This window comes from Leisingera sp. NJS204, assembly GCF_004123675.1.
Taxonomy (GTDB): domain Bacteria; phylum Pseudomonadota; class Alphaproteobacteria; order Rhodobacterales; family Rhodobacteraceae; genus Leisingera.
This window is the reverse complement of record NZ_CP035417.1, coordinates 4,213,239-4,234,659: the sequence shown is the minus strand read 5'-3', so window position 1 is coordinate 4,234,659 and position 21,421 is coordinate 4,213,239. Positions and strand designations below refer to the sequence as shown.

Sequence of the window (21,421 nt, the reverse complement as noted above, 5' to 3'; positions counted from 1 at the left end):
ATTGAACCAGTTTCGTCTTCAGCACTTAGGCTACATCGAATGCCAGCGGCTTGATCTGGTTGAACAGCCCGGTTTCGGCCAGTTTGGCGCGGACCTCGGCGGGCACTTCGTCATCGACATAAAGCAGTGCGATGGCTTCGCCGCCAGCTTCGGAGCGGCCCAGGGTGAAGTTGGCAATGTTCACATCGCTTTCACCCAGGGTGTGGCCCAGGGTGCCGATGATGCCAGGCACGTCCTCGTTGGTGGTGTACAGCATATGCGCACCGACCTCGGCCTCGATGTTGATGCCCTTGATCTGGATAAACCGCGGCTTGCCATCGGAGAACACGGTGCCAGCCACCGAGCGTTCGCGCTTGGAGGTCACTGCGGTCACCTTGACATAGCCGTCGAAGGTGCCGGATTTGTCTTGGTTTGTGGTCGATATCTGGATGCCGCGCTCCTTGGCGACCACCGGGGCGGACACCATGTTCACCTCGGGGTTGGCGCGTTTCATAATACCGGCAATCACCGCACAGTTCAGCGCGTCCAGATTCATCTCCGAAGCGGCACCGTCATAGAGGATGTTGATCGCCTTGATCGGTTCATCCGTCATCTGGCCCACGAAGCTGCCCAGGTGATCGGCCAGCTTGATCCAGGGGCCCATGACCTTGGCTTCTTCCGCCGTCACCGAAGGCATGTTGAGCGCGTTTTCCACCGCGCCGGTCAGCAGGTAGTTGGACATCTGCTCAGCCACCTGCAGAGCGACGTTTTCCTGCGCCTCGGTCGTGGCGGCACCCAAATGCGGAGTGCAGACCACGTTGGGCAGGCCGAAGAGCGCGTTTTCCTTGGCCGGTTCCACCGAGAACACGTCAAAGGCCGCACCTGCCACATGGCCGGAGGTCAACAGTTCTGCCAGCGCGCCCTCGTCCACCAGGCCGCCGCGGGCGCAGTTGATGATGCGCACGCCCTTCTTGGTCTTCTCCAGGTTTTCCTTGGACAGGATGTTGCGGGTCTGATCGGTCAGCGGCACATGCAGGGTGATGAAATCGGCACGGGACAGCAGCTCGTCCAGCTCCACCTTTTCGACGCCCATCTTGTCGGCTTTCTCAGTGCTCAGGTACGGGTCATAGGCCACCACCTTCATCTTGAGGCCGCGGGCGCGGTCGCAGACGATGCCGCCGATGTTGCCGGCGCCGATCACACCCAGGGTCTTGGCGGTCAGTTCGGTGCCCATGAACTTGGACTTCTCCCACTTGCCGGCATGGGTGGAAGCGGAGGCCTCGGGCAGCTGGCGAGCGGTTGCGAACATCATGGCGATGGCGTGTTCGGCGGTGGTGATCATGTTGCCGAAGGGCGTGTTCATCACAATGACACCGCGCTTGGAGGCGGCTTCTTTGTCGATGTTGTCAGTGCCGATGCCAGCGCGTCCGATCACCTTGAGGTTTGCGGCACTCTCCAGGATCTTTTCGGTCACTTTGGTCGCCGAGCGGATCGCCAGGCCGTCATACTGGCCGATGATTTCCGCCAGTTTTTCCTTGTCCTTGCCCACATCAGGCAGGAAATCGACGTCGATGCCGCGGTCGCGGAAGATCTGGACGGCAGCTTCGGACAGTTTATCGGAGATGAGGACTTTGGGAGCCATATTTGTGGTCCTTTTCATACGGGGGCCTGTGCGGCCTGAAATTGTGAAGGTCCCCCCTTGGGGGGTCCGGGGCATGCGCCCCGGAGCAGAGCCGAATTCAGGCGGCTTCAGTCTGGAGGGCGATCTCAGCCTCGAAGGCCCATTTGATCCAAGGCATCAGCGCAGCCACATCAGTGGTTTCAACCGTGCCGCCGCACCAGATCCGCAGGCCCGCAGGCGCGTCGCGATAGGCGCCGATGTCATAGGCTGCGCCTTCATTTTCCAGCCGTTTGGCCACAGCCTTGGCAAACGCTGCACCGTCCTGGATGCGCTCATCAGTGAACTTGAGGCAAACACTGGTGTTGGAGCGGTATTCCGGCTGTTCAGCCAGGAACGCGATCCAGGGATTGTCCTGCACAAAGCTTTGCACTGCGGCGAGGTTGGCGTAGGCGCGTTCGCGCAGGCCTTCCATACCGCCAACCGAGCGCGCCCAGTCCAGCGCCAGCAGGTAATCCTCAACCGCCAGCATCGAGGGCGTGTTGATGGTGGCGCCCTGGAAAATGCCGTCGATCAGCTTGCCGCCCTTGGTCAGGCGGAAGATCTTCGGCAGTGGCCAGGCGGGGGTGTAGCTTTCCAGCCGTTCAACAGCGCGGGGGGAAAGGATGATCATGCCGTGCGCCGCTTCGCCGCCCAGCACCTTCTGCCAGGAGAAAGTGGTCACATCCAGTTTATCCCAGGGCAGGCGCTGCGCAAAGGCTGCCGATGTGGCATCGCAGATGGTCAGCCCTTCGCGGTCCGCCGGGATCCAGTTGCCGTTGGGAACCCGCACGCCGGAGGTCGTGCCGTTCCAGGTGAAAACGACGTCATTGGAGAAATCGACAGAGGCGAGGTCCACGATCTGGCCGTAATCGGCGGTCTTGACGGTGGCGTCCAGTTTCAGCTGCTTCACCGCGTCGGTGACCCAGCCAGAACCGAAGCTTTCCCAGGCCAGCATCTCGACGCCGCGGGCACCCAGCAGGTTCCACATTGCCATCTCAACAGCGCCGGTATCCGACGCCGGGACAATGCCGATCTTGTAGTCAGCAGGGATGTTCAGAATTTCGCGGGTGCCTTCAATCGCCGCCTTCAGGCGCTCCTTGCCCACTGCCGCACGATGCGAGCGGCCCAGCGGCGCACCGGCAAGTTTGGCAACATCAAACACGGGAGGTTTGGCACAGGGGCCAGAAGAAAAACGCGGATTGGCCGGCCGCGATGCCGGTTGTGCAATAGCCATCAATGCTATCCTTCCAGATAAGCGCCCCTCGTTGGGGAGGGGTGTCCCGCCACCAGAGCTAGGGCGCTGCAGCGCGGCATGCAACAGGAAAGTCGGGGAAATACGGCCATACACACTCTTTTTGCGACACGTTTTTCCACCATCGGAAACAGGCGTCCCGAATTCGCTGCTGGCGGCCTGCCTTATAACGCCCCCTGTTTTTCACAGCACCGAGCAGGCTGGCCGATCCCGCGGCGTGCCGTTATGACAAGACGAACCCCGATGAAACGGAGCCCGCCGATGTTTGCTGCCACCCTGCTGTGCAATCCTGAACGCCCGGTTCTGGAACCTGCGCTGATCGAATCACTGCGCAATGCCTGGGGCGGTGGCGAGGCCGTCTGGCTGGCGCCGGGCGCGGCGGCTGAGTTTTCACTGAAGCAGATGCCGGACAACCGGTGGAACGTCTGGGAGGACCTGCAGGAGCTGGGCGTGGATCTGGTCATTCAGCCCAGCGCCGGGCGCAAGAAGAAGATGCTGCTGGCCGATATGGATTCCACCATGATCCAGCAGGAGTGCATTGACGAGCTGGCAGAAGAAGCGGGCGTTGGCGCACGGGTCAAGGATATCACCGCACGGGCAATGAACGGCGAGCTGGATTTTGAAGGCGCGCTGACCGAGCGGGTCGGACTGCTGAAAGACCTGCCGGAAACGGTGATCGGCAAGGTGCTGGCCGAGCGCATCACTTACATGCCCGGCGGCAGGCATCTGCTGGCCACGATGAAGGCAGAGGGCGCTTATGCGGCGCTGGTGTCGGGCGGGTTCACGGCGTTCACCGCACAGGTGGCGGCAGAGCTGGGGTTTGACGAAAACCGCGCCAATACCCTGACCGTGGAAGACGGCAAGCTGACCGGAGAGGCAGGCCGGCCGATATTGGGCCGGGAAGCCAAGGTGGAGGCCCTGGAGCAGATAACCGCCCGGCTGGGGATTGGCGAGGCGGATGTCATTGCGGTTGGTGACGGCGCCAATGATCTGGGGATGCTGAAACGCGCAGGCGCCGGGGTGGCGCTGCATGCCAAACCTTCGGTCGCGGCGGAATGCGACATCCGCATCAACCACGGTGACCTGACTGCGCTGCTGTACATCCAGGGCTACGGTCGCGACGATTTCAAAGGCTGATCAATCACATGCTTGAAGTGGGGATCGAAACCCTGCTGCTGTTGCTAGCGGCCGGATTTGTTGCGGGTTTCATTGACGCGCTTGCCGGTGGCGGCGGATTGGTGACATTGCCTGTACTGCTGCTGGCGGGGGCCAGCCCGGTCACAGCCTTGGCGACGAACAAGATCCAGGGGCTGTTCGGAGCGGCGACCGCAGCGGCCAGCTATGCCCGGGCTGGACACGTTGATCTGAAATCGCAGCGTAAACCTGCGCTGATTGCCTTTGCCGCATCGGTTGCAGGCGCCTTTCTGGTGACCTTCCTGCCCACCGAGTGGATCCGCCTGTTCCTGCCGGCGCTGCTGATAGCCATCGCTGTTTTCTTTGCGGTCAAGAAAGGGCTGGATGATCTGGACCGGCAGCGCCGCCTATCGCCTGCCCTGTTTGCCGCAACAATAGTTCCCTTGTGCGGCGCTTATGACGGGCTGCTGGGGCCGGGGGCAGGCAGTTTCTACATGCTCGCCTTTGTCTCCCTTGCCGGTTATGGCATCCTCAAGGCCACGGCCCATACCAAACTGCTGAACTTTGCCTCCAATGCGGGCGGACTTGTTGCCTTTTCCTTTTTTGCCACCCCCTGGTGGATCACCGGCCTGCTGATGGGTCTGGCGCAGATTGCCGGCGCGCGTGCAGGGGCCGGGCTTGCAAAGAAGCAGGGCGCGAAGCTGATCAAGCCGCTGCTGGTACTGACTTCAATTACGCTGGCAGCGAAGCTTCTTTGGGACATGCGGTGATCTGCTGACCCGCACCTGCCGGCGCCGGGCTTTGGGCCGCGCGGTTTTGAAATGCTGAATACGGGTCTATTGCACCCATATGTCTACTATCAAATTTTTAACCTGACACTTAATTAACAAAAGTGATAACAAGAGATATGATACCGATTCTGAAATCATTTGCCGCGTTGTCGGATGAAACCCGCATGTCGATCGTCGACCAGCTGATTGCAAAAGGCGAGCTGCCTGCAGGCGATCTGGCACCGGGTGCGGGCATTTCCGCACCTGCGATCTCGCGCCACCTGAAGGTGCTGCGCGAGGCCGGGCTGGTCACCCAGCGCGCCGATGGCACCAAGCGGCTTTACTCCGCCCGGCCCGAAGGCCTGCGGATGATTGCCGATTGGACCCAGTCCCGGCGCGCCTTCTGGGAGGGCGGTCTGGACCGGCTGGAGACGGCTTTAATGGCAGATGACACCTGATGGAGGAAACCGCATGAGTGATCTGCAGCTGCAACGGGTGTTTCCTGTCAGTCCGGAAAAGCTGTTCGCCTGGGTGACCACCCCGGACAAGCTGCTGAAGTGGTGGGGCCCGGAGGGGGTGCATATCCCGGAACATGATCTGGACCTGAGCCGCACCGGCCCTTGGTATTCCGTCATGCAGAACAGTGACGGCCAGCGGTTTCATGTCTCGGGCCAAGTGACCCATGTGGATGGGCCGAAATCCGTCGGCTTCACCTGGGCCTGGCACGAGGAGGACGGAACCCGCGGTGCCGAAAGCCATGTGACCTTTACAATTTCTGCCACCGAAAACGGCGCCATGCTGCTGATTGACCACCGGGATCTGGACGGCAGTGAGATCGCATCGCGCCACGAACAGGGCTGGACTTCGACCCTGCGTAAGCTGGAGGCGCAACTGGCCGAAAGCCCCTGAACAGGAATTCATCGCAACCAAGGGAGAAGACCAATGCCACAGTTCATTTTTGCCTATCACGGCGGCAAGAAGCCCGAGAGCGAAGCAGAAGGCGCCAAGGAGATGGAGGCCTGGAAGAACTGGATGGGGTCGATGGGCGAAGCACTGAAGATCCCCGGAGCGCCGGTTGGCATGTCCAAAACCGTCAGCGCCGGAGGGGTCGTGGACAATGGCGGCGCCAATCCGCTTTCGGGCTACACGGTGGTCGAAGCGGCCGACCAGGATGCTGCCTGCGAAATGGCCAAGGGCTGCCCGATGGTGGTGAGCGGCAACGGTTCAGTCGAAGTGGCCGAGATCATCGACATGGAAATGTAGGCTGCATGCCCCGGGGCCGGCCCGGGGCAGCTATTTTCAGAACAGCAGTTCGGCTGCCGGGCGGATGGATCCGCACTCCAGCCCGCGGCGGCTGTAAAGTGTCTTGTTCATGTATTTGCGGGTTTCCGGATGCTCGGCCTCCAGCACACCAAGGCTGACCATCAGCGCGGCAATTGCGCATTCGCTGGCGCGGGTGGCGCCGTCGGTTATCTTCACGGCTACACCCATTTTCTGTTCAGGCAGGATCGCGATGAACACCGCTTCGGCGCCGGTCTTGACCGCCACTTTTCCGCCCATGGCCCGCATCAGGTTGGTGCAGCAGCGGGTTTCGCCTGCGACCAATTCGGGATGCGCCGTCATTGCCGCGACCAGCTGCTGCGCCGCTTGCGATGCGCGGTCAGAGCGGTCTGCAGCACTGGCAAACCAAGCCATGGACCGTGCGAGGCCAGATACGGTGGTGGCAAAATTCGGCGCTGAGCAGCCGTCGATGCCATAGCCGGGACTATCCTGCCCGGTGGTTTCCTCAAACGCCGCCAAACAGGCCTGCTGCACCGGGTGATCAATTTCGATATACTCGGCCCCTGCCCCCAGATATTGCGTCAGGGTCAGAAAGCCCGCGTGTTTGCCAGAGCAGTTGTTGTGAACCTGGCAGGGGCTGTTGTCGTTCTTGATCAGCTCATTGCGGGCCGGGATGTCATCTGGCAATTGCGTACCGCAGCGGAAGTCGTCATCGCCAAGGCCCAGCTGATTCAGCCAGGTATTCACCCGCTCGGTATGGATATGCGCGCCGTTGTGGGACGCACAGGCAAGCGCCAGCTGTTCGGATGTCAAACCATAGCGCGCGGCAGCGCCGGAGGTGATCAGCGGCAGCGCCTGGATCATCTTGGCCGAGCTGCGCGGGTAGATCACCGCATCCGGATCCCCCCAGCTGCGCACCACCTTGCCCGTGTCATCACAAATGACGGCATGACCCAGATGCAGGCTCTCCAGCAGCGGACCCCGCCAGACTTCGGCCATGGGCACAGGTTTCGGCATGATATCTCCCCTCATGTTTGCGTGCAGAATTCTGGGCGAAATCCTGCCAAAACGCACTTTCGCCCGTGGTGCAAGTTACGTTAGTGTGCTTGTGTAGCGCAAGCGAGGGGATCGGGATCAGACGGCGGCTGAAACGCTGCGGACCCTTTGTTTGGTATTTGAGGTTTAGAGAACAGTCTTGGAGTCGGGACAAATGGCATTGAAACTTGCCCGCGTGGCTGCGGGCCTGTGTCTGGCAGCATTGGCAACCACCGCATCTGCGCAAGCAACGTCGAATAACCGCGTTGCGGCCAAGGTGGACTGGAGCGTCTTTGAAGGCGAAAACCCAAATGAATGCTGGGGGGTTTCCGCACCAAAGGAAACCGTGAACACCCGCGACGGCCGCGTCGTGGCGGTGCGCCGCAGCGAGATCCAGCTGTTTGTCACCTTCCGCAGCAGCGATGCCCCCAAAGGCGAAGTCAGCTTTACCGGCGGCTACCCCTTTGCGCCGGGATCCACCGTGAACATGGCCATCGGCGAGTCCGAATTTGAACTGTTCACCGAGGGCGAATGGGCCTGGCCGGCCACGCCTGCGGATGATGCCAAGATTGTCACCGCCATGAAACGCGGCGCAAATGCGGTGCTGACCGCGCGCTCCGCCCGGGGCACCCAAACCAAGGACAGCTTCTCGCTGCTGGGCTTTACAGCCGCCTTGGATGACGCGGAGAAACGCTGCAGCAAGTAATTTCGGCTGCCTAGCGGAAACACACCAAACCCCGGCCCGTGCCGGGGTTTTCTTGTTTGAGGCCCGCAAGCGGCGTAGCATGTTACGCAGGAGGTGCTTGCCATGCCGAACTCAGCCAGTCTCCCGTGCGCTTGCCTTGCAGTTGCGCTGCTCTTCCCGCCCGCTTTTGCCAACCCGGCGCTGGAATGCGGCGCTGGAACCCGTGAGGAAATCGGATCCTGCGTGGCGGACGATGAAGAAGGGGTGGAAGCCGCACTGCTCAACGCGCTGGAAGCCGCAATGGTCGCCGCTGCAGAGCGCGACAACACCAATGGCGGGACTGCGGTTGAAGCTGCACTGATGCAGAGCCAGACTGCATGGGAAGCGTTCCGGGGTGCGCATTGCGCTTTTGCCGGCGAGGCCCATGCAGTACGTGAAGACGCAGGAATTGCAACGCGGGCCTGCTGGACAACCTTGGGCCGCGCCCGGGTCGAAGAACTGGTGCGGTTTTCCAAATAGGCACTGGTCAAATCTGCGGTCTGAAACTTGTGTTCAAGGATTCCTTTTGATCTTCTGCGGGAATCCTATATAGAGCCGCATCCGCCCACCAGCACCGAGGCTAAAGCCAATGACCGCCAGCGCGCCGATCACCCAGGACGTATTGACCCTGCCCCGCAAGGATCCCGAGGGCGGCAAGATCAACCTTGTCGGCCTCACCCGCGAGCGCATGCGCGAGGTGCTGATCGAACATGGCACACCGGAAAAGCAGGCCAAGATGCGGGTCGGGCAGATCTGGCAGTGGATCTATCAATGGGGCAAGCGCGATTTCGCGGATATGACCAACCTGGCCAAAGCTTACCGCGCGGAACTGGCGGACACATTCGAAGTCCGCATTCCGGAAGTGGTGAGCAAACAGGTCTCCACCGATGGCACCCGCAAGTATCTGGTGCGCATCAATGGCGGCCATGAGGTCGAGGTCGTCTATATCCCCGAAGACGGCCGCGGCACGCTGTGTATCTCTTCCCAGGTGGGCTGCACCCTGACCTGCTCTTTCTGCCATACCGGCACCCAGAAGCTGGTGCGCAACCTGACCCCGGCCGAGATTGTCGGCCAAGTGATGATGGCGCGCGACGATCTGGAAGAATGGCCGGTACCGGGCGCGCCCAAGGACGAAACCCGCCTGCTGTCAAACATCGTGCTGATGGGTATGGGCGAGCCGCTGTACAATTTCGACAACGTGCGCGATGCAATGAAGATTGCGATGGATCCCGAGGGCATCTCGCTCAGCCGCCGCCGGATCACCCTGTCGACCTCAGGCGTGGTGCCGGAGATTGCCCGCACCGCCGAAGAAATCGGCTGTCTGCTGGCAATTTCCTTTCACGCCACCACCAACGAGATCCGCGACAAGCTGGTGCCGATCAACAAACGCTGGAACATCGACACGCTGCTGCAGGCGCTGGCGGATTACCCCAAAGTGTCGAACTCCGAGCGGATCACATTTGAATATGTGATGCTGGACGGGGTGAACGACACAGACGCGGACGCGCACCGTCTGATCGAGCACATCAAGCGCTACAATATCCCGGCCAAGATAAACCTGATCCCGTTCAATGAATGGCCCGGCAGCCCGTACAAGCGGTCCTCTAACAACCGTATTCATGCCTTTGCCAATATTGTCTATCAGGCCGGCTATGCCTCGCCGATCCGCAAGACCCGCGGCGATGACATCATGGCGGCCTGCGGCCAGCTGAAATCGGCGACCGAGCGCGCCCGCAAAAGCCGCAAGCAGATTGAGGCCGAAACCGGGTTGAAGTAACCCGGCCCCGGCGCGGCAGGGTCCCCGGCTGCCGTATCAAGTAAACAGGAAGTGGTCCTCGGTGAGCGTGCCGGTATAGCCGGTCAGCTCAATCTCGTGACTGCCGAAATAGTCTATCAGCGTGTTGCCATTAACCTGTGTGATGGTCAGATCGCCGAAATCGTCCACTGAGGTGTCAGAGAATTCGATCCGGTCATTGCCTTTGCCGAAATCCTTGATGACTTCGTCTTCCCAATAATCGGCAGACACGAACACAAAAACATCCGCGTGTTTGCCTCCTGTCAAGACGTCAGACCCTTCACCGCCGACAAGGCGGTCTTTCCCGTTGCCACCGATCAGCCTGTCATCCCCCTGGCCACCGAAAAGCGTATCGCGGCCGCCATTTCCTTTGAGAAAGTCGTCTTCACCGTAGGCGCCTGAATAGTCGGTCTCATCCAAGCCGCCGATAAGTACGTCCGAGCCCTTGCCGCCTGCCAGCCTGTCTTCGCCAAAGCCACCGGTCAGAGTGTCCGCGCCGCCGCCGCCGAACAGACGGTCATCCGCTTCGCGTCCGATAACAGTGTCATCGCCGCCCTTGGCATAAATCTTGGTATCCTGCCCGGTCGCCAATACAGTTTCTGCTCGGCTGCTGGCCTTGATCACCACGTCGCCCGCCGTATTGGCGTAAGCTCTCCATCCTGCGGTGCTGCCGGTATCGCCATAAAGATGGGTCAGGGCTTGCACATCAAACGTACCCAGCTCCGTGACGTTATACCCGGCATAGTTATAGGTCATCACGGTGTGCTCCTGGTCGTCCAGATGGTCCGCCAGCGTATTGTCACCGTCATGCGGGTGTTCAAGACCCAGTGCATGACCGATCTCATGCAGCACCGTTTCATAGCCATAGGACCCTGGCGCCATATTGCTGCTTTTAATCGCCAGTTCCCCCTCATTGGTGGAATATGAGGTGGACCAGGCAAGATCCGCCCAGCCCGCAGCAGAGCCGCCATTGTAGCCAAAGGCGTTGATCATCGCCGGGCCGTCCGTTTCGACAAACAGCAGGCCGGACGCCTCTTCGAACTCCGCAAGAGCCAGGCGGAAATAGTCGCGCTGCGTGCTGTTGAAGGACCAATAGCTGCTGGCGCCATAAGGGTCGTCAGCCACACTGCCCAAATCGCTGGTCTCAACAAAACTGTATGTCACCACGGTTTGAGTACCGGGCTCAGTCAGGCTGTTCCAGCGGAGGCTGCTGTTCGATGTATAGGCTAAAAGCGCCGTGTAATCTGTAACTTCGGACATCAGCGGTCTCCACTATGCTGCTACAGGTAAGTTTTTGTTTGTAAATGTGGCCAAGTTTGGCCCGTTTCCGGCCTCAAGCCGAGCGAAGAAATGACAATTTTCTGCAATTGGCAAATTCCTGCGCGAAAACCGTCTGATGAAGTCCGGTTTCCCGCCGGTCCTACTGCCCGCGTTACTGCGGCATCACCACGCCTGAGAACTGTTGCGCAGAAGCCGCACTTCGGGAGACAGGCCAGCCCGCCGTACTCTTTTCACAATACAGCTTAAATTCCGCCCTTTGCCGGGAACAATTTCCAAAACGCAGACAATTCATTTTCAGAAGGACTCACAGATGGCTCCAATGGAACGCAAGACTGCCCCGATTGACCCCAGCGTGCTGGACCTGATCCGCAGCGAACGGGGAAAAGCACTTAGCCCGCGGGAATGGCAATTCCGCCTGCGCGGTTATGGCTATTCTGTAAAAACCGTAGAAGGTGCGCAGATCCTCACCCGGCTGACCACCGGCGACGAGATTGGCAGACTGCCGCCGGAACTCTCTTAATCCCGGCAGCAGCGGCCTTGCATAGCGAGATTAGCGCTCGCGTCCGGGCAGGCTGTCGCGCGGCGGCGCAGGCTCCCAGTTGTCGATGATCTCCACCGCTTCCTGGGCAGTGTCGACCACGCGGAACAGGTCCAGATCCTGATCCGAAATGGTGCCGGCGTCACCCAGCGCCTCCCAGTTGATGATCCGGTCCCAAAATTCCTTGCCGAACAGCAGGAAGGGCACCCGCTCCATCCGGCCGGTCTGGATCAGGGTCAGGCTCTCGAACAGCTCATCCAGCGTGCCGAAACCGCCGGGGAATACGGTGATCGCCCGCGCCCGCATCAGGAAATGCATCTTGCGGATCGCGAAGTAGTGGAAATTGAAGCTGAGGTCCGGCGTTACGTAGCCGTTGGGCGCCTGCTCATGCGGCAGCACGATCGACAGGCCAATGGACTGGCCGCCCGCGTCCAGCGCGCCGCGGTTGCCCGCCTCCATCACACCGGGGCCGCCGCCGGTTACGATCACGTTCTGACGGCCGCCGCTCTCCTTCGATTTTTCGGTCATCAGCCGGGCAAACTCGCGCGCCTCATCGTAGAAATGCGACAAATCCGCCAGCGTCTTTGTCCGCGCCTGATCCTTATGCTTGGGATCCGGGATCCGCGCGCCGCCAAACATCACGATGGTGCTTTCGATGCCATGTTCGTTCAGCATCAGCTCAGGCTTCAGCAGCTCCAGCTGCAGCCGCACCGGGCGCAGCTCCTCGCGGCACAGAAACTCTTCATCGGCAAAGGCAAGCCGGTAGGCAGGCGCCTGGGTCTGCGGCGTGGCGGGCACATGTTCGGCCCGGTCCCGGTCGGAATGGGCATCGCGGAATCGGCTGTGGCGGTCTTCGGTCATAAAAAATCCCAGATTAATCAACAGGACTCCCTTTGTAGCCGCCCTTGGCCGTTAGCGCCAATCAAGAATGCAACAACGCACCGTAGCGCTTGCACACAACGGCGGCGCCGATAAGGTTCCCGCGCAGCAGGCAGGGAGATCGGCGCATGAACTGGCAGGATGAAATCAGGAACGCAGCAGAACGCGTTAGCCCCCATGTGCAGCAGACCCCGGTGATGCAAACGCAGGGCTTCGGCCTGGATTTCCCGGTGGAGCTGAAGCTGGAGCACATGCAGCACACCGGCAGCTTTAAGGCCCGCGGTGCCTTCAACACATTGCTGAGCCAGCCAGTGCCGCCGGCGGGACTGGTGGCGGCCTCGGGCGGCAACCACGGCGCCGCCGCGGCCTATGCCGCGCACCAGCTGGGCCACAAGGCCCGGATTTACGTGCCCGAGATGGCAGGCCCGGCCAAAATATCACTGATCGAACGAACCGGGGCTGATCTGCAGGTGGTACCCGGCGCCTATGCCAACGCACTGGAACAGGCCCAGGCCTATGAGGCGGATACCGGCGCCATGCAGGTCCACGCCTACGACGCTCCCGCCACGGTTGCGGGCCAGGGCACCTGCTTTGCCGAATGGCAGGCCCAAGGCCTTGAGGCAGATACCCTTCTGATCGCGGTGGGCGGCGGCGGGCTGATTGCCGGCGCACTGGCCTGGTTCCAGGGAGCAAAGAAGATCGTGGCGGTGGAGCCCGAAACCTCTTGCGCGCTGAATGCGGCATTGCTGGCCCGTCAGCCGGTGGATGTGGACGTCTCCGGCGTCGCGGCCAACGCTCTTGGCGCCAAACGCATCGGCGCTATCTGTTTCGAACTTGCCTCGCAACCGGGCCTGCCTTCGGTGACTGTACCGGACAGCGCCATCACCAGGGCACAGACCGCATTGTGGCGCGAACGTCGGATCCTGGTTGAACCCGCAGGCGCCACTGCCTTGGCCGCACTGTTGTGCGGCGCCTACCGCCCTGCGCCCGGCGAGCGTGTGGCGGTGCTGATCTGCGGCGGCAACATAGCCCCGGACCCGTTGGGATAATCCTTGCGGCCCTCCATCAGCCCCGGTATCGCCAGGATATGTCGGCAACCATCGCAGATACCATCTACCGCAGCCTGAGCGAGCGCATCATCACCGGCAGCCTGCCTGCCGGCGAAAAACTGCGCCAGGACCATATCGCGCGCGAGTTTGACGCCAGCCACGTTCCGGTGCGCGAAGCGCTCCTGCGGCTGGAGGCGCATGGCCTCGCCCGATCCGAACCCCGCCGCGGCACCCGGGTCAGCGCCCTGGACCCTTCCGAAATCCGTGAGGTGATCGAGATGCGGGTGGCGCTGGAGGTTCTGGCCCTGACCCACGCCTTTGCCCGCCTGACACCAAAGGATATCGAAACCGCCGAGGCTGCCCGTCTCGCCTGCGACGCGGCACAGGACATGGCTGGCTGGGAACGGCTAAACCGGGCCTTTCACAAGACGATCCTTGCTCCTTGCGCGATGCCCCGGCTCTTGGCCTCGATTGACGATCTGCATATCGCCGCTGCCCGCCATTTGTTTGCCAACTGGCAGCACCAATGGACCCGCCGGACAGACAGTGATCATGCCGCCATCGTGCAGGCGATGGAGCGCCGCGATCCCGCTGCGGCTTGCGAAATCCTGCGCCGCCACCTGCGCCGGGTGCGCTGACTGCCGGCAAAACGCCGTCGGGGGCGGCAATTTGGACGCAATCCGGACATGACCTGCGAGCAGATTGCCGTTATGTAACCCCGAATCTAACGAATGCCGGAGGAACACCCATGTCCAACGCCCAGCTGGAAGCAGCGATCGAAGCCGCCTGGGAGGCGCGCGACACCATCACCCCCGCCACCACCGGCGAGACCCGTGAAGCCATTGAAGACACCCTGAACGCGCTGGACTCCGGATCACTGCGGGTGGCCGAAAAGCTGGACAGCGGTGACTGGCACGTGAACCAATGGGCAAAAAAAGCGGTGCTTTTGGGCTTCCGCATCAAGGACATGGAAATCCACGAAGGCGGCCCGCAGGCCGGCGGCTGGTGGGACAAAGTCGACAGCAAATTTGCCGGCTGGGGTGAAGATCAGTGGAAATCTGCCGGCTTCCGCGCGGTGCCGAACTGCGTCGTCCGCAAATCCGCCTATATCGCGCCGGGTGCGGTGCTGATGCCTTCTTTCGTGAACCTCGGCGCCTATGTCGGCGAAGGCACCATGGTCGACACCTGGGCCACCGTCGGCTCCTGCGCGCAGATCGGCAAGAACGTGCACCTCTCCGGCGGCGTCGGCATCGGCGGCGTGCTGGAACCGATGCAGGCGGGCCCCACCATCATCGAGGACAACTGTTTCATCGGCGCCCGTTCCGAGGTGGTCGAAGGCTGCATCGTGCGCGAAGGCTCGGTTCTGGGTATGGGCGTGTTCATCGGCAAATCGACCAAGATCGTAGACCGCGAAACCGGCGAAGTGACCTATGGCGAAGTGCCGCCTTACTCGGTTGTGGTCGCAGGCTCGATGCCGTCGAAGAACAACATCAGCCTTTACTGTGCAGTGATCGTGAAGCGCGTCGATGAAAAGACCCGCTCCAAGACCGGCATCAACGAGCTGCTGCGCGACTGATCCGCGCTGCATCGCAGAAACAATAGAGCGCGCCCCATCCGGGCGCGTTTTTTTTGGGGCTTTGCCCCAAACCCCAGGATATTTCGAGCAAGAGGAAGAAACAGGGGTCCGCTATTCCTCTTGCCGGAAATATCCCGGGGTGAGGCCGCAAGGCCAAGGGGCAGCGCCCCTCCAGCGCAATACTCTTGCAGCACAAAAAACATGCCGCTAATAGTATTACATCTACACATAAGAGGGTTAGATGCAGACCATATTCGCCCAGCACGCCCGCCTGCCCCAAGGATGGGCAGAGAACCTCCGGCTGACGATTGAGAGCGGCCGGATTTGCTCAATGGAATCCGGTGCCCAGCCGCAGCCAGGCGACGCGCGGGCAGACGTGCTGCTGCCGTCGCTGGGCAATCTGCATTCCCACAGCTTTCAGCGCGCGATGGCGGGAATGACCGAATACCGCGCAGCGGGCAAGGACAGCTTCTGGACCTGGCGCGAGTTGATGTACCGGTTCGTGGACCGCATCACCCCGGAGCAATACGAGGCTATCGCTGCGCTGGTTTTCATGGAGATGCTGGAAGCCGGCTATGCCTCGGCGGGCGAGTTCCACTATGTCCATCACCAGCCGGGCGGTGCGCATTTTGCATCACTGACCGAGCTTAGCGAGCGGGTGTTTGCCGCCGCCAGCCAGACCGGTATCGGTCTCACCCATCTGCCCGTGCTCTATACTTACGGCGGGACGGGAAAACAGGCTCTGAATGGGGGCCAGCAGCGGTTTGGCAATTCGGTTGCGGAATTCTCTGAATTGGTCGCCCGGGCCCGCAAAATTGCTGCGCGGGATCTGCCGCAGGACGCCTGCGTCGGCATCGCACCGCACTCGCTGCGCGCCACCTGCCCCGAGGACCTGGCAGCAGTCCTGCAGATCCAGGACGGGCTGCCGGTGCATATCCATATCGCCGAGCAGCCAAAAGAAGTCGCCGACATCAGTGATTGGCTGGCTGCACGGCCGGTCGAATGGCTGCTGGACAACGCACCCGTCGATGGCAAATGGTGCTTGATCCATGCCACCCACATGACAAGCGCTGAGACTGCCGGCATGGCGCGTTCGGGAGCGGTCGCAGGGCTGTGCCCGATTACAGAGGCAAACCTGGGCGACGGCCCGTTCAACGGGAGAGAGTATCTGGCGAAGAATGGCGCGTTCGGGGTTGGCTCAGACTCTAACGTGCGGATTTCGCTGCCCGAGGAGCTGCGCACGCTAGAGTATTCCCAACGTTTGCGCGACCTGGCCCGCAATGTGCTGGTGCCGGGAGAAGGCTCGGTTGGGGAAACGCTGTATTTGGGCGCAGCCCAAGGCGGCGCGCAAGCCTTGGGCCGGGATGGCGGCCGGATCGAGGAAGGCGCGCTGGCGGATCTAGTGGCCATCGACAGCAGCGTCCCGGCGCTCTGCGCGCTGAAGCCGGAGCAGATGCTGGACGGACTGTGTTTTGCGGCAGGCGACGACACTGTGACGGATGTCTGGAGCGCCGGCCGCCATGTTGTGCAACAGGGCCGCCATATCGCTCGCGACAGTGTGGTTGCGGGATACCGGACCGCGATCAGCGACCTGCTGAACAGTCTCTAAACAGGCAAAAACCGTAACTGGATAACCACGCCGCCATCGGAGATCCTTCCGCTGGCGGTGCTTTCCAGGACGATCCCTTCACCCGGAGCAAAGTGGCCCTGGCCTGCAAGCTTCAGGCTGCCGGAGACAACAAAGAACACTTGGCTGCCTGCAGCATCGGGCAGCGCGCCGTCTCTCAAAATTGCGGCGTCTGCCGTGACCCGCACCGGATCGTAGATCACATTGCAGGCCTTGCAGGGCCCTTCACGCAGACGGCAGTCCAAATCCAAGCCGCCATCGAAACACAGCGGTTTCAGCGGCCACGCTTGCAGCTGTGTATCGCTATTTGACAGCGTGTGGCCCGCGCCCTCTACGATGCAATGGATGCGGGCCAGGCCCGGAAAGGCGGAAAACGGGCCGCTGCGCGAAATATCCGCCAGGCTGAGACGCCAGATCATCTGGCCGTCTTCCTGATGCAAGGCCAATTCACGGGTCACACCGCCGCCGTTCTTCCAGGGCACCGGCTGGGCAGTCAGAGCGGAGATGCGCATCGGCGGGGCCTTTGGGAAACTGAATAAGCGTAGACATAATTCCTGATCGCGCCTGCTTGCAAGCCATTCGCCAGCCCGGACAGTTTCCCCCTGCCGCAATTTGATTGACCACCCCCCCGCCCCGGCGCTATGGCGGCGGCATGGAAAAGAAGAAACCCTCCCGCCAGCAAGTCTATACCCTGCTAGTCCAGATCGGACGCAAGGACGGCGACGGGCTGCCTGATGGCGCCACCGGCGCGGCGCTGATGATTTATGCCTCCGGCGTGGACGAGGCCGAGGCGGTGCGTGAAACCGTGGCGATTCTGAAACAGGCCGACACCGCGCCGCTGGATGTGACCGGATACGGCACCCTGGAGGAACGTGAGGCCGAAGGCCATGAGATCGGTGAGGAAGAACGCGCGCTGATGCAGCGGGCACTGGAGGAAAACGCCGTGATCGTTGCCCAGATGACCCCGTTCTTTGACGGCGAGGAGCCGGTTTTCCACTAACTCCGCAGGTCAGTTCTGGCTGCCGAACCATTTGCGGTAAAGGGCGTCATAGCTGCCGTCCTCCTGCATTGCCAGCAGCGCCTGATTGACCTCTTCCACCAGCGGCGAGCCGGCCGGGAACACCAGCCCGTAATTCTCGCGCAGGAACGGCTGGCCTATGGTGTATCCGAACTGGTACCCGCCCTGTTGAACATAATAGTTCAGCACTGGCGCATCAAAAACCAATGACTTCACCTCACCGGCTTCAAAGGCGGCCAGCATCTCTTCCAGACCGCTAAAGGCGGAATAGTCGATCTCGCGCCGATCAAGGAACCCGGCTGCGGTCGACCCGCCGATTGTTGCAACGGATCTTCCATAAAGATCGTTCACCGAGTTCACCGAGCCGCTGATCGCCTCCACTGTCATCACAGCAGTGATCTTGGCGACAAAGACCGAGACGACGAACAGCGACGACACAACCAGCACCACACCGAACATCCGGCCTACCGGCGTACGCGGCACCCGTTCCTCAAATCCGCCGTTCACCACCAGGTTCAGCGCCCACCAGAAGGACGGAAACCAGGCCTCTTTCAAGGGGCGGTCGAAATAGGGCTGGGCGCGGCGCTCGAAAACCCACATCAGCATGCCGCCGCCGAACAGCAGCAAAAAGGCAATGCCGATCGCCGCGGCCAGATCCCAGGACAGCAGCGCCCTGAACAGCGACGGCTGGCGGATTTCATCGGCCTGCACCATGATCTGCAGCCCGCTTTCAAAAATCGGATGGCTGAAGTCCATCGTGATTTCGCGCGAGGCGGTGATGGATATATTGGCTGCGGCCAGATCCGCCTCGCCGCTGCGCACCCCGTCCAGCATCTCTGCAAAGCTGCTCGTGCGGTTGACGCGGTACTCCCAATCCAACCGTTCAGAGAGGACTTTGAGCAATTCCAGCGAGAAGCCCGTGTCACGCCCCTCTTCCACCATCGAAAACGGCGGACGGGTGACCGTGTTGACAGTCAGCACCTGCGCAGACAGCAATTGCCCCCAAATCAGGAACATGGCGGCGGTGGTCAGGCGGAGATACAGCACGGAAACGCTCGGGTCAGGCCTCTGGGACGGTTTCAATGTCCTTAGGCGGTTCCTTTTTTTCACGCAAGCGCCTTGGCGGCAAAGGCGGAATTCGATGCCGCGACTGTGTCAGGCCGTCCGCCGTTCAGCCAGTACTGCAGCGTCAAAGGCCCGCAGCACCGGGAATTTCGGCTGCCGGTGCTCGGGCAGGGCTGCGGCGCCCAGCGGTGCCAAAAGGCTGGCAGCCAGCCGCTGGGGATCGCGGCGCAGGCGGCCGAGGAACAGGCTCTCGGTCATGGCGCCGGCGGCCAGCAGCGGTTCATGATCCGGCAGCACCGCCTGACGGTAAGTGATCAGCGGAGCGGCTGACGCACCCCGCAATGCGGTGCCGGTCCCCAGCAAATTGCCGGCCGGCACCAGAACCGCAGGCTGCCCGAACAGATACTCCACCTCCGAACCGGACAGCACCAGCCGCTGAAACGGTGCTGCCTGAATGTCCCGAAGCAGCCCGAAGTAAGGCGCCCTGAGCCGCACCGGCGCAAAGGAACCCAGCGCCGGCACCTGGCGTTCGATCACATGCAAGACCGGCACCGCCTCACCGCTGCTGGTCAGAACCAGATCGCCCCGCTGCAAACCATTCAGCGCACGGTAGCCTTCAGGTGTGGCAATCGGGGTGGAAGGCAGCAGCGCCGGGGCCGGACCGGCCGGCTCCATGCAGCTGGAGAACGCCACGTATTCTACTGCCGGCGCCACATAGCCCAACGGTCCGGTCAGCGCCTGCAGATCCCGCAGCCGCCAAGGTTTGGGTCTGGCCAGGGCAGCAATCTGCATCTGGCTGCCGTCCGGCTGTTCCAGCGTCAGCCGCCCTGTGCGGGCAGGTGCATCCCAGGCATAGAGCAGCCGCAGCCGGCCGGTGCGGCCCAGGCTGGTAGGATTCAGCGTCTGGTGCAGCACGGCACCGCTTTGCTCCAGCACAAAACTTAAGCCGCCGCCCGGCACCGCTTGCAATGCCAGCCGCAACGGCCAATCGCCGCATTGCGAATACAGCAGAAGCGGCTCTGGCCGTGCGCTTTCCGGCAGCTGGAATTCCAGCATGATTGTGCCGCGCACCAACAGGCCGTCGCTGTCAGATACCCCCGCTGTCAGCAGCACCTGCGGATCGCTCCAATTATGGCCGCTGCCAAAGACCGCAAACCAGCCCACCGGCGTCAGGCCGCCTGGATCGCGGCCAGCAGCCGCCCTTCATAGGCTTTAAGCGCAGGCCGCGCTGCGGTGCTGTAACCCGTGCCCGTTTCCGGATCAAGCTCCGGGAACAGCGCGCAGATCTCCTCTGCCACCGGCCGGTCGAACAGGTTGACGATCTGCGGACCGGGCAAAAAGCTCTCAGTAGCAAGACCTTCGGAGTAAACCACCTGGTGACGGTCGAACATCAGATGCACATAGGTGACTTCGCCGCCCGGACAGCGTGTCACACTGCGCCCATTGACCAGATCCTTGGCTGCCACCAGCACCTCTTCCTCGCCAAAAAACAATTCAGCATGGGCTCCGCGCACCAGCACCCGGTGCTGCGGAGAAACCATCAGTTCGCCATGCCGGTCAAACGTATCCGCAGCAATTCGGATCGGCGCAAAATCATCTTCTGCCGCCACCGATCGCCCGCCGGTCCAGCACAGCACCTGCGCACCATCGTCGCGGGTCTCTACCAGATCACCGGGCATCAGATCCTCTACCGGAACCTCGCCATAGGGAGTCCGGATCCGGGTGCCCGCCACGAAACAGGGGATCGAGCTGGCATTGACAAAGCCGGTATCGGAATTGACGCCATTGGTCACGCCATAAGTAAAGTTGAAGTCCTCAACATCGCCGTCACCGATCAGGGTCAGCGTGCCATCCGCGTTCAGCTGCACCTCTTGCCCGGTGTTGAGCGTCACCACGGACCCGGCCGTCACCGCAGTACCGTTGAGATGGGTGATGGTCAGGCTGCCGCCGGAATTGTTCACGTCATTGGCCAGCACGTCGATGGTCTTGCTGCTGTCCGGTGCAACAAAAACCTTGTCGGTCATTGCCACCAGATCGGTCTGCACCGAATCTGCGGCGATCAGCAGGTTACTGTCGTAGCGGCTGTCGCTCACATCGGCGATGCCGATGCGGATGTCGTTCACTTCACCGGGGTTGACACGCATCGTCAGCGTCATGGTCAGGGTAAGCCCGTCCATCTCGGTGTTGAAATCATCGCCGGCGTTATCGAGATACAGATTCTCGTTGATAGAGGAACTGATGTTGCTGGGGTTGGCCTGGCCGTTGCCGATTTCCATCAACGCCTGCTCGCCATTGACCCAGACCGCCACCACGTCCTGATAGACTGAATTTTGGAATTCCGGAAATTCTTCGGAGGAAAAGACGAATTGCATCGTCATCACATCCGAATCGGGAATGAAGCTCACATCCAGATAGGAAGCATCATAGGTATTGGTGCCCGCTGCGGCATTGAAATCCGCATTATTGCTTTCGCCGGACGTATTGGTCGAGGTTTGGGTGGACCGGTTGGGGTCGCTTCCATTCCGGGTGAAATGGCTGGCCCGCCCGGTCGACAGAATGACACCGGAATCGCTGGGTGTTGCGCCCGGTGCCAGGGCATCGCCGTTTGAATAGATCGCCGAGGACTGGCTCCACCCCGAATAGGAAGCACCGACAACAGTGGCTCCATCGCCGAAAATTGTTTGCGCCATCTGCGTTGCAGAGGCGTTTGTCTGATAATTGAGTTCAGCGCCTGTTGCCATGGATTGCCCACCTCTTG

The 21,421-nt window shown here is 61.4% G+C and carries 23 protein-coding genes; 14 read left to right on the top strand and 9 right to left on the bottom strand.

All coding sequences use genetic code 11. The features are described 5' to 3' along the window. Nucleotides 1–25: 25 nt before the first annotated feature. Both serA and ETW24_RS20615 read right to left on the bottom strand, forming a co-directional pair. Nucleotides 26–1,621, bottom strand: coding sequence for a phosphoglycerate dehydrogenase (gene serA, locus ETW24_RS20620; RefSeq protein WP_129372776.1), 1,596 nt, complete (start codon nt 1,619–1,621; stop codon nt 26–28). A gap of 97 nt (nt 1,622–1,718) precedes the next feature. Then, complete coding sequence (locus ETW24_RS20615; protein WP_129372775.1) at nt 1,719–2,873, bottom strand: phosphoserine transaminase; 1,155 nt, start codon at nt 2,871–2,873, stop codon at nt 1,719–1,721. A 279-nt stretch (nt 2,874–3,152) separates the two neighbouring features. Between ETW24_RS20615 and serB the strand changes: the two genes are divergently transcribed. From serB to ETW24_RS20590, 5 genes are all read left to right on the top strand, one after another. Then, nucleotides 3,153–4,028, top strand: coding sequence for a phosphoserine phosphatase SerB (gene serB / locus ETW24_RS20610; protein WP_129372774.1), 876 nt, complete (start codon nt 3,153–3,155; stop codon nt 4,026–4,028). A gap of 8 nt (nt 4,029–4,036) precedes the next feature. After that, on the top strand, nt 4,037–4,795 hold the full coding sequence (locus ETW24_RS20605; protein ID WP_129372773.1) for a TSUP family transporter: 759 nt from the start codon (nt 4,037–4,039) through the stop codon (nt 4,793–4,795). 137 nt (nt 4,796–4,932) lie between these two features. Beyond that, nucleotides 4,933–5,253, top strand: a complete 321-nt coding sequence (locus tag ETW24_RS20600) for an ArsR/SmtB family transcription factor (protein WP_129372772.1) — start codon at nt 4,933–4,935, stop codon at nt 5,251–5,253. 13 nt (nt 5,254–5,266) lie between these two features. Beyond that, a complete protein-coding gene (locus ETW24_RS20595; protein ID WP_129372771.1) occupies nt 5,267–5,704 on the top strand; it encodes an SRPBCC family protein in 438 nt (145 codons plus the stop codon). 33 nt (nt 5,705–5,737) lie between these two features. Further along, on the top strand, nt 5,738–6,058 hold the full coding sequence (locus ETW24_RS20590; protein WP_129372770.1) for a YciI family protein: 321 nt from the start codon (nt 5,738–5,740) through the stop codon (nt 6,056–6,058). Between the two features lie 36 nt (nt 6,059–6,094). Here ETW24_RS20590 and ETW24_RS20585 read toward each other — a convergent pair whose 3' ends face one another. Next, entirely contained in the window at nt 6,095–7,093 is a 999-nt protein-coding gene (locus ETW24_RS20585; RefSeq protein ID WP_129372769.1) for an asparaginase, read from the bottom strand. 193 nt (nt 7,094–7,286) lie between these two features. Here ETW24_RS20585 and ETW24_RS20580 point away from each other — a divergent pair, with 193 nt between their 5' ends. The 3 genes from ETW24_RS20580 (at nt 7,287) to rlmN (ending at nt 9,612) form a co-directional block, all read left to right on the top strand. After that, nucleotides 7,287–7,817 (top strand): invasion associated locus B family protein, encoded by a 531-nt coding sequence (locus tag ETW24_RS20580; RefSeq protein WP_129372768.1) that lies wholly within the window; start codon nt 7,287–7,289, stop codon nt 7,815–7,817. A 102-nt stretch (nt 7,818–7,919) separates the two neighbouring features. Further along, the gene (locus ETW24_RS20575) at nt 7,920–8,315 is read left to right on the top strand and encodes a lysozyme inhibitor LprI family protein (protein WP_129372767.1); all 396 of its coding nucleotides are present in this window, start codon (nt 7,920–7,922) and stop codon (nt 8,313–8,315) included. Between the two features lie 109 nt (nt 8,316–8,424). Beyond that, nucleotides 8,425–9,612, top strand: a complete 1,188-nt coding sequence (gene rlmN / locus ETW24_RS20570) for a 23S rRNA (adenine(2503)-C(2))-methyltransferase RlmN (protein WP_129372766.1) — start codon at nt 8,425–8,427, stop codon at nt 9,610–9,612. A gap of 36 nt (nt 9,613–9,648) precedes the next feature. Here rlmN and ETW24_RS20565 read toward each other — a convergent pair whose 3' ends face one another. Continuing rightward, nucleotides 9,649–10,890 carry a reprolysin-like metallopeptidase gene (locus tag ETW24_RS20565; RefSeq protein ID WP_129372765.1) on the bottom strand — a complete coding sequence of 414 codons (1,242 nt, stop codon included), beginning with the start codon at nt 10,888–10,890 and terminating at the stop codon, nt 9,649–9,651. Nucleotides 10,891–11,221: 331 nt separating this feature from the next. Here ETW24_RS20565 and ETW24_RS20560 point away from each other — a divergent pair, with 331 nt between their 5' ends. Then, complete coding sequence (locus ETW24_RS20560; protein ID WP_129372764.1) at nt 11,222–11,431, top strand: hypothetical protein; 210 nt, start codon at nt 11,222–11,224, stop codon at nt 11,429–11,431. A 30-nt stretch (nt 11,432–11,461) separates the two neighbouring features. Here the strand turns inward: ETW24_RS20560 and ETW24_RS20555 are convergent, their stop codons facing one another. Then, entirely contained in the window at nt 11,462–12,310 is an 849-nt protein-coding gene (locus ETW24_RS20555; RefSeq protein WP_129372763.1) for a TIGR00730 family Rossman fold protein, read from the bottom strand. Nucleotides 12,311–12,456: 146 nt separating this feature from the next. Between ETW24_RS20555 and ETW24_RS20550 the strand changes: the two genes are divergently transcribed. From ETW24_RS20550 to ETW24_RS20535, 4 genes are all read left to right on the top strand, one after another. Further along, nucleotides 12,457–13,377, top strand: coding sequence for a threonine/serine dehydratase (locus ETW24_RS20550; protein WP_129372762.1), 921 nt, complete (start codon nt 12,457–12,459; stop codon nt 13,375–13,377). Between the two features lie 38 nt (nt 13,378–13,415). Next, nucleotides 13,416–14,015: a GntR family transcriptional regulator gene (locus ETW24_RS20545; RefSeq protein WP_129372761.1), complete on the top strand. Its 600-nt coding sequence runs from the start codon at nt 13,416–13,418 to the stop codon at nt 14,013–14,015. Between the two features lie 110 nt (nt 14,016–14,125). Then, on the top strand, nt 14,126–14,953 hold the full coding sequence (dapD, locus tag ETW24_RS20540; protein ID WP_129372760.1) for a 2,3,4,5-tetrahydropyridine-2,6-dicarboxylate N-succinyltransferase: 828 nt from the start codon (nt 14,126–14,128) through the stop codon (nt 14,951–14,953). A gap of 241 nt (nt 14,954–15,194) precedes the next feature. Further along, on the top strand, nt 15,195–16,562 hold the full coding sequence (locus ETW24_RS20535) for a formimidoylglutamate deiminase (protein ID WP_129372759.1): 1,368 nt from the start codon (nt 15,195–15,197) through the stop codon (nt 16,560–16,562). On the opposite strand, the gene ETW24_RS20530 is transcribed toward ETW24_RS20535, so the two are convergent. Beyond that, on the bottom strand, nt 16,559–17,092 hold the full coding sequence (locus ETW24_RS20530; protein WP_129372758.1) for a HutD/Ves family protein: 534 nt from the start codon (nt 17,090–17,092) through the stop codon (nt 16,559–16,561). The two genes, ETW24_RS20535 and ETW24_RS20530, sit on opposite strands and share 4 nt — an antisense overlap. 140 nt (nt 17,093–17,232) lie before the next feature. Between ETW24_RS20530 and ETW24_RS20525 the strand changes: the two genes are divergently transcribed. After that, the gene (locus ETW24_RS20525) at nt 17,233–17,580 is read left to right on the top strand and encodes a hypothetical protein (protein WP_205877425.1); all 348 of its coding nucleotides are present in this window, start codon (nt 17,233–17,235) and stop codon (nt 17,578–17,580) included. A 9-nt stretch (nt 17,581–17,589) separates the two neighbouring features. Here the strand turns inward: ETW24_RS20525 and ETW24_RS20520 are convergent, their stop codons facing one another. From ETW24_RS20520 to ETW24_RS20510, 3 genes are all read right to left on the bottom strand, one after another. Continuing rightward, nucleotides 17,590–18,615 carry a transporter substrate-binding domain-containing protein gene (locus ETW24_RS20520; RefSeq protein ID WP_129372995.1) on the bottom strand — a complete coding sequence of 342 codons (1,026 nt, stop codon included), beginning with the start codon at nt 18,613–18,615 and terminating at the stop codon, nt 17,590–17,592. A 138-nt stretch (nt 18,616–18,753) separates the two neighbouring features. Beyond that, on the bottom strand, nt 18,754–19,827 hold the full coding sequence (locus ETW24_RS20515; RefSeq protein WP_254695660.1) for a Hint domain-containing protein: 1,074 nt from the start codon (nt 19,825–19,827) through the stop codon (nt 18,754–18,756). 5 nt (nt 19,828–19,832) lie between these two features. Next, nucleotides 19,833–21,404 (bottom strand): Hint domain-containing protein, encoded by a 1,572-nt coding sequence (locus ETW24_RS20510; RefSeq protein ID WP_129372756.1) that lies wholly within the window; start codon nt 21,402–21,404, stop codon nt 19,833–19,835. Nucleotides 21,405–21,421 lie beyond the last annotated feature (17 nt).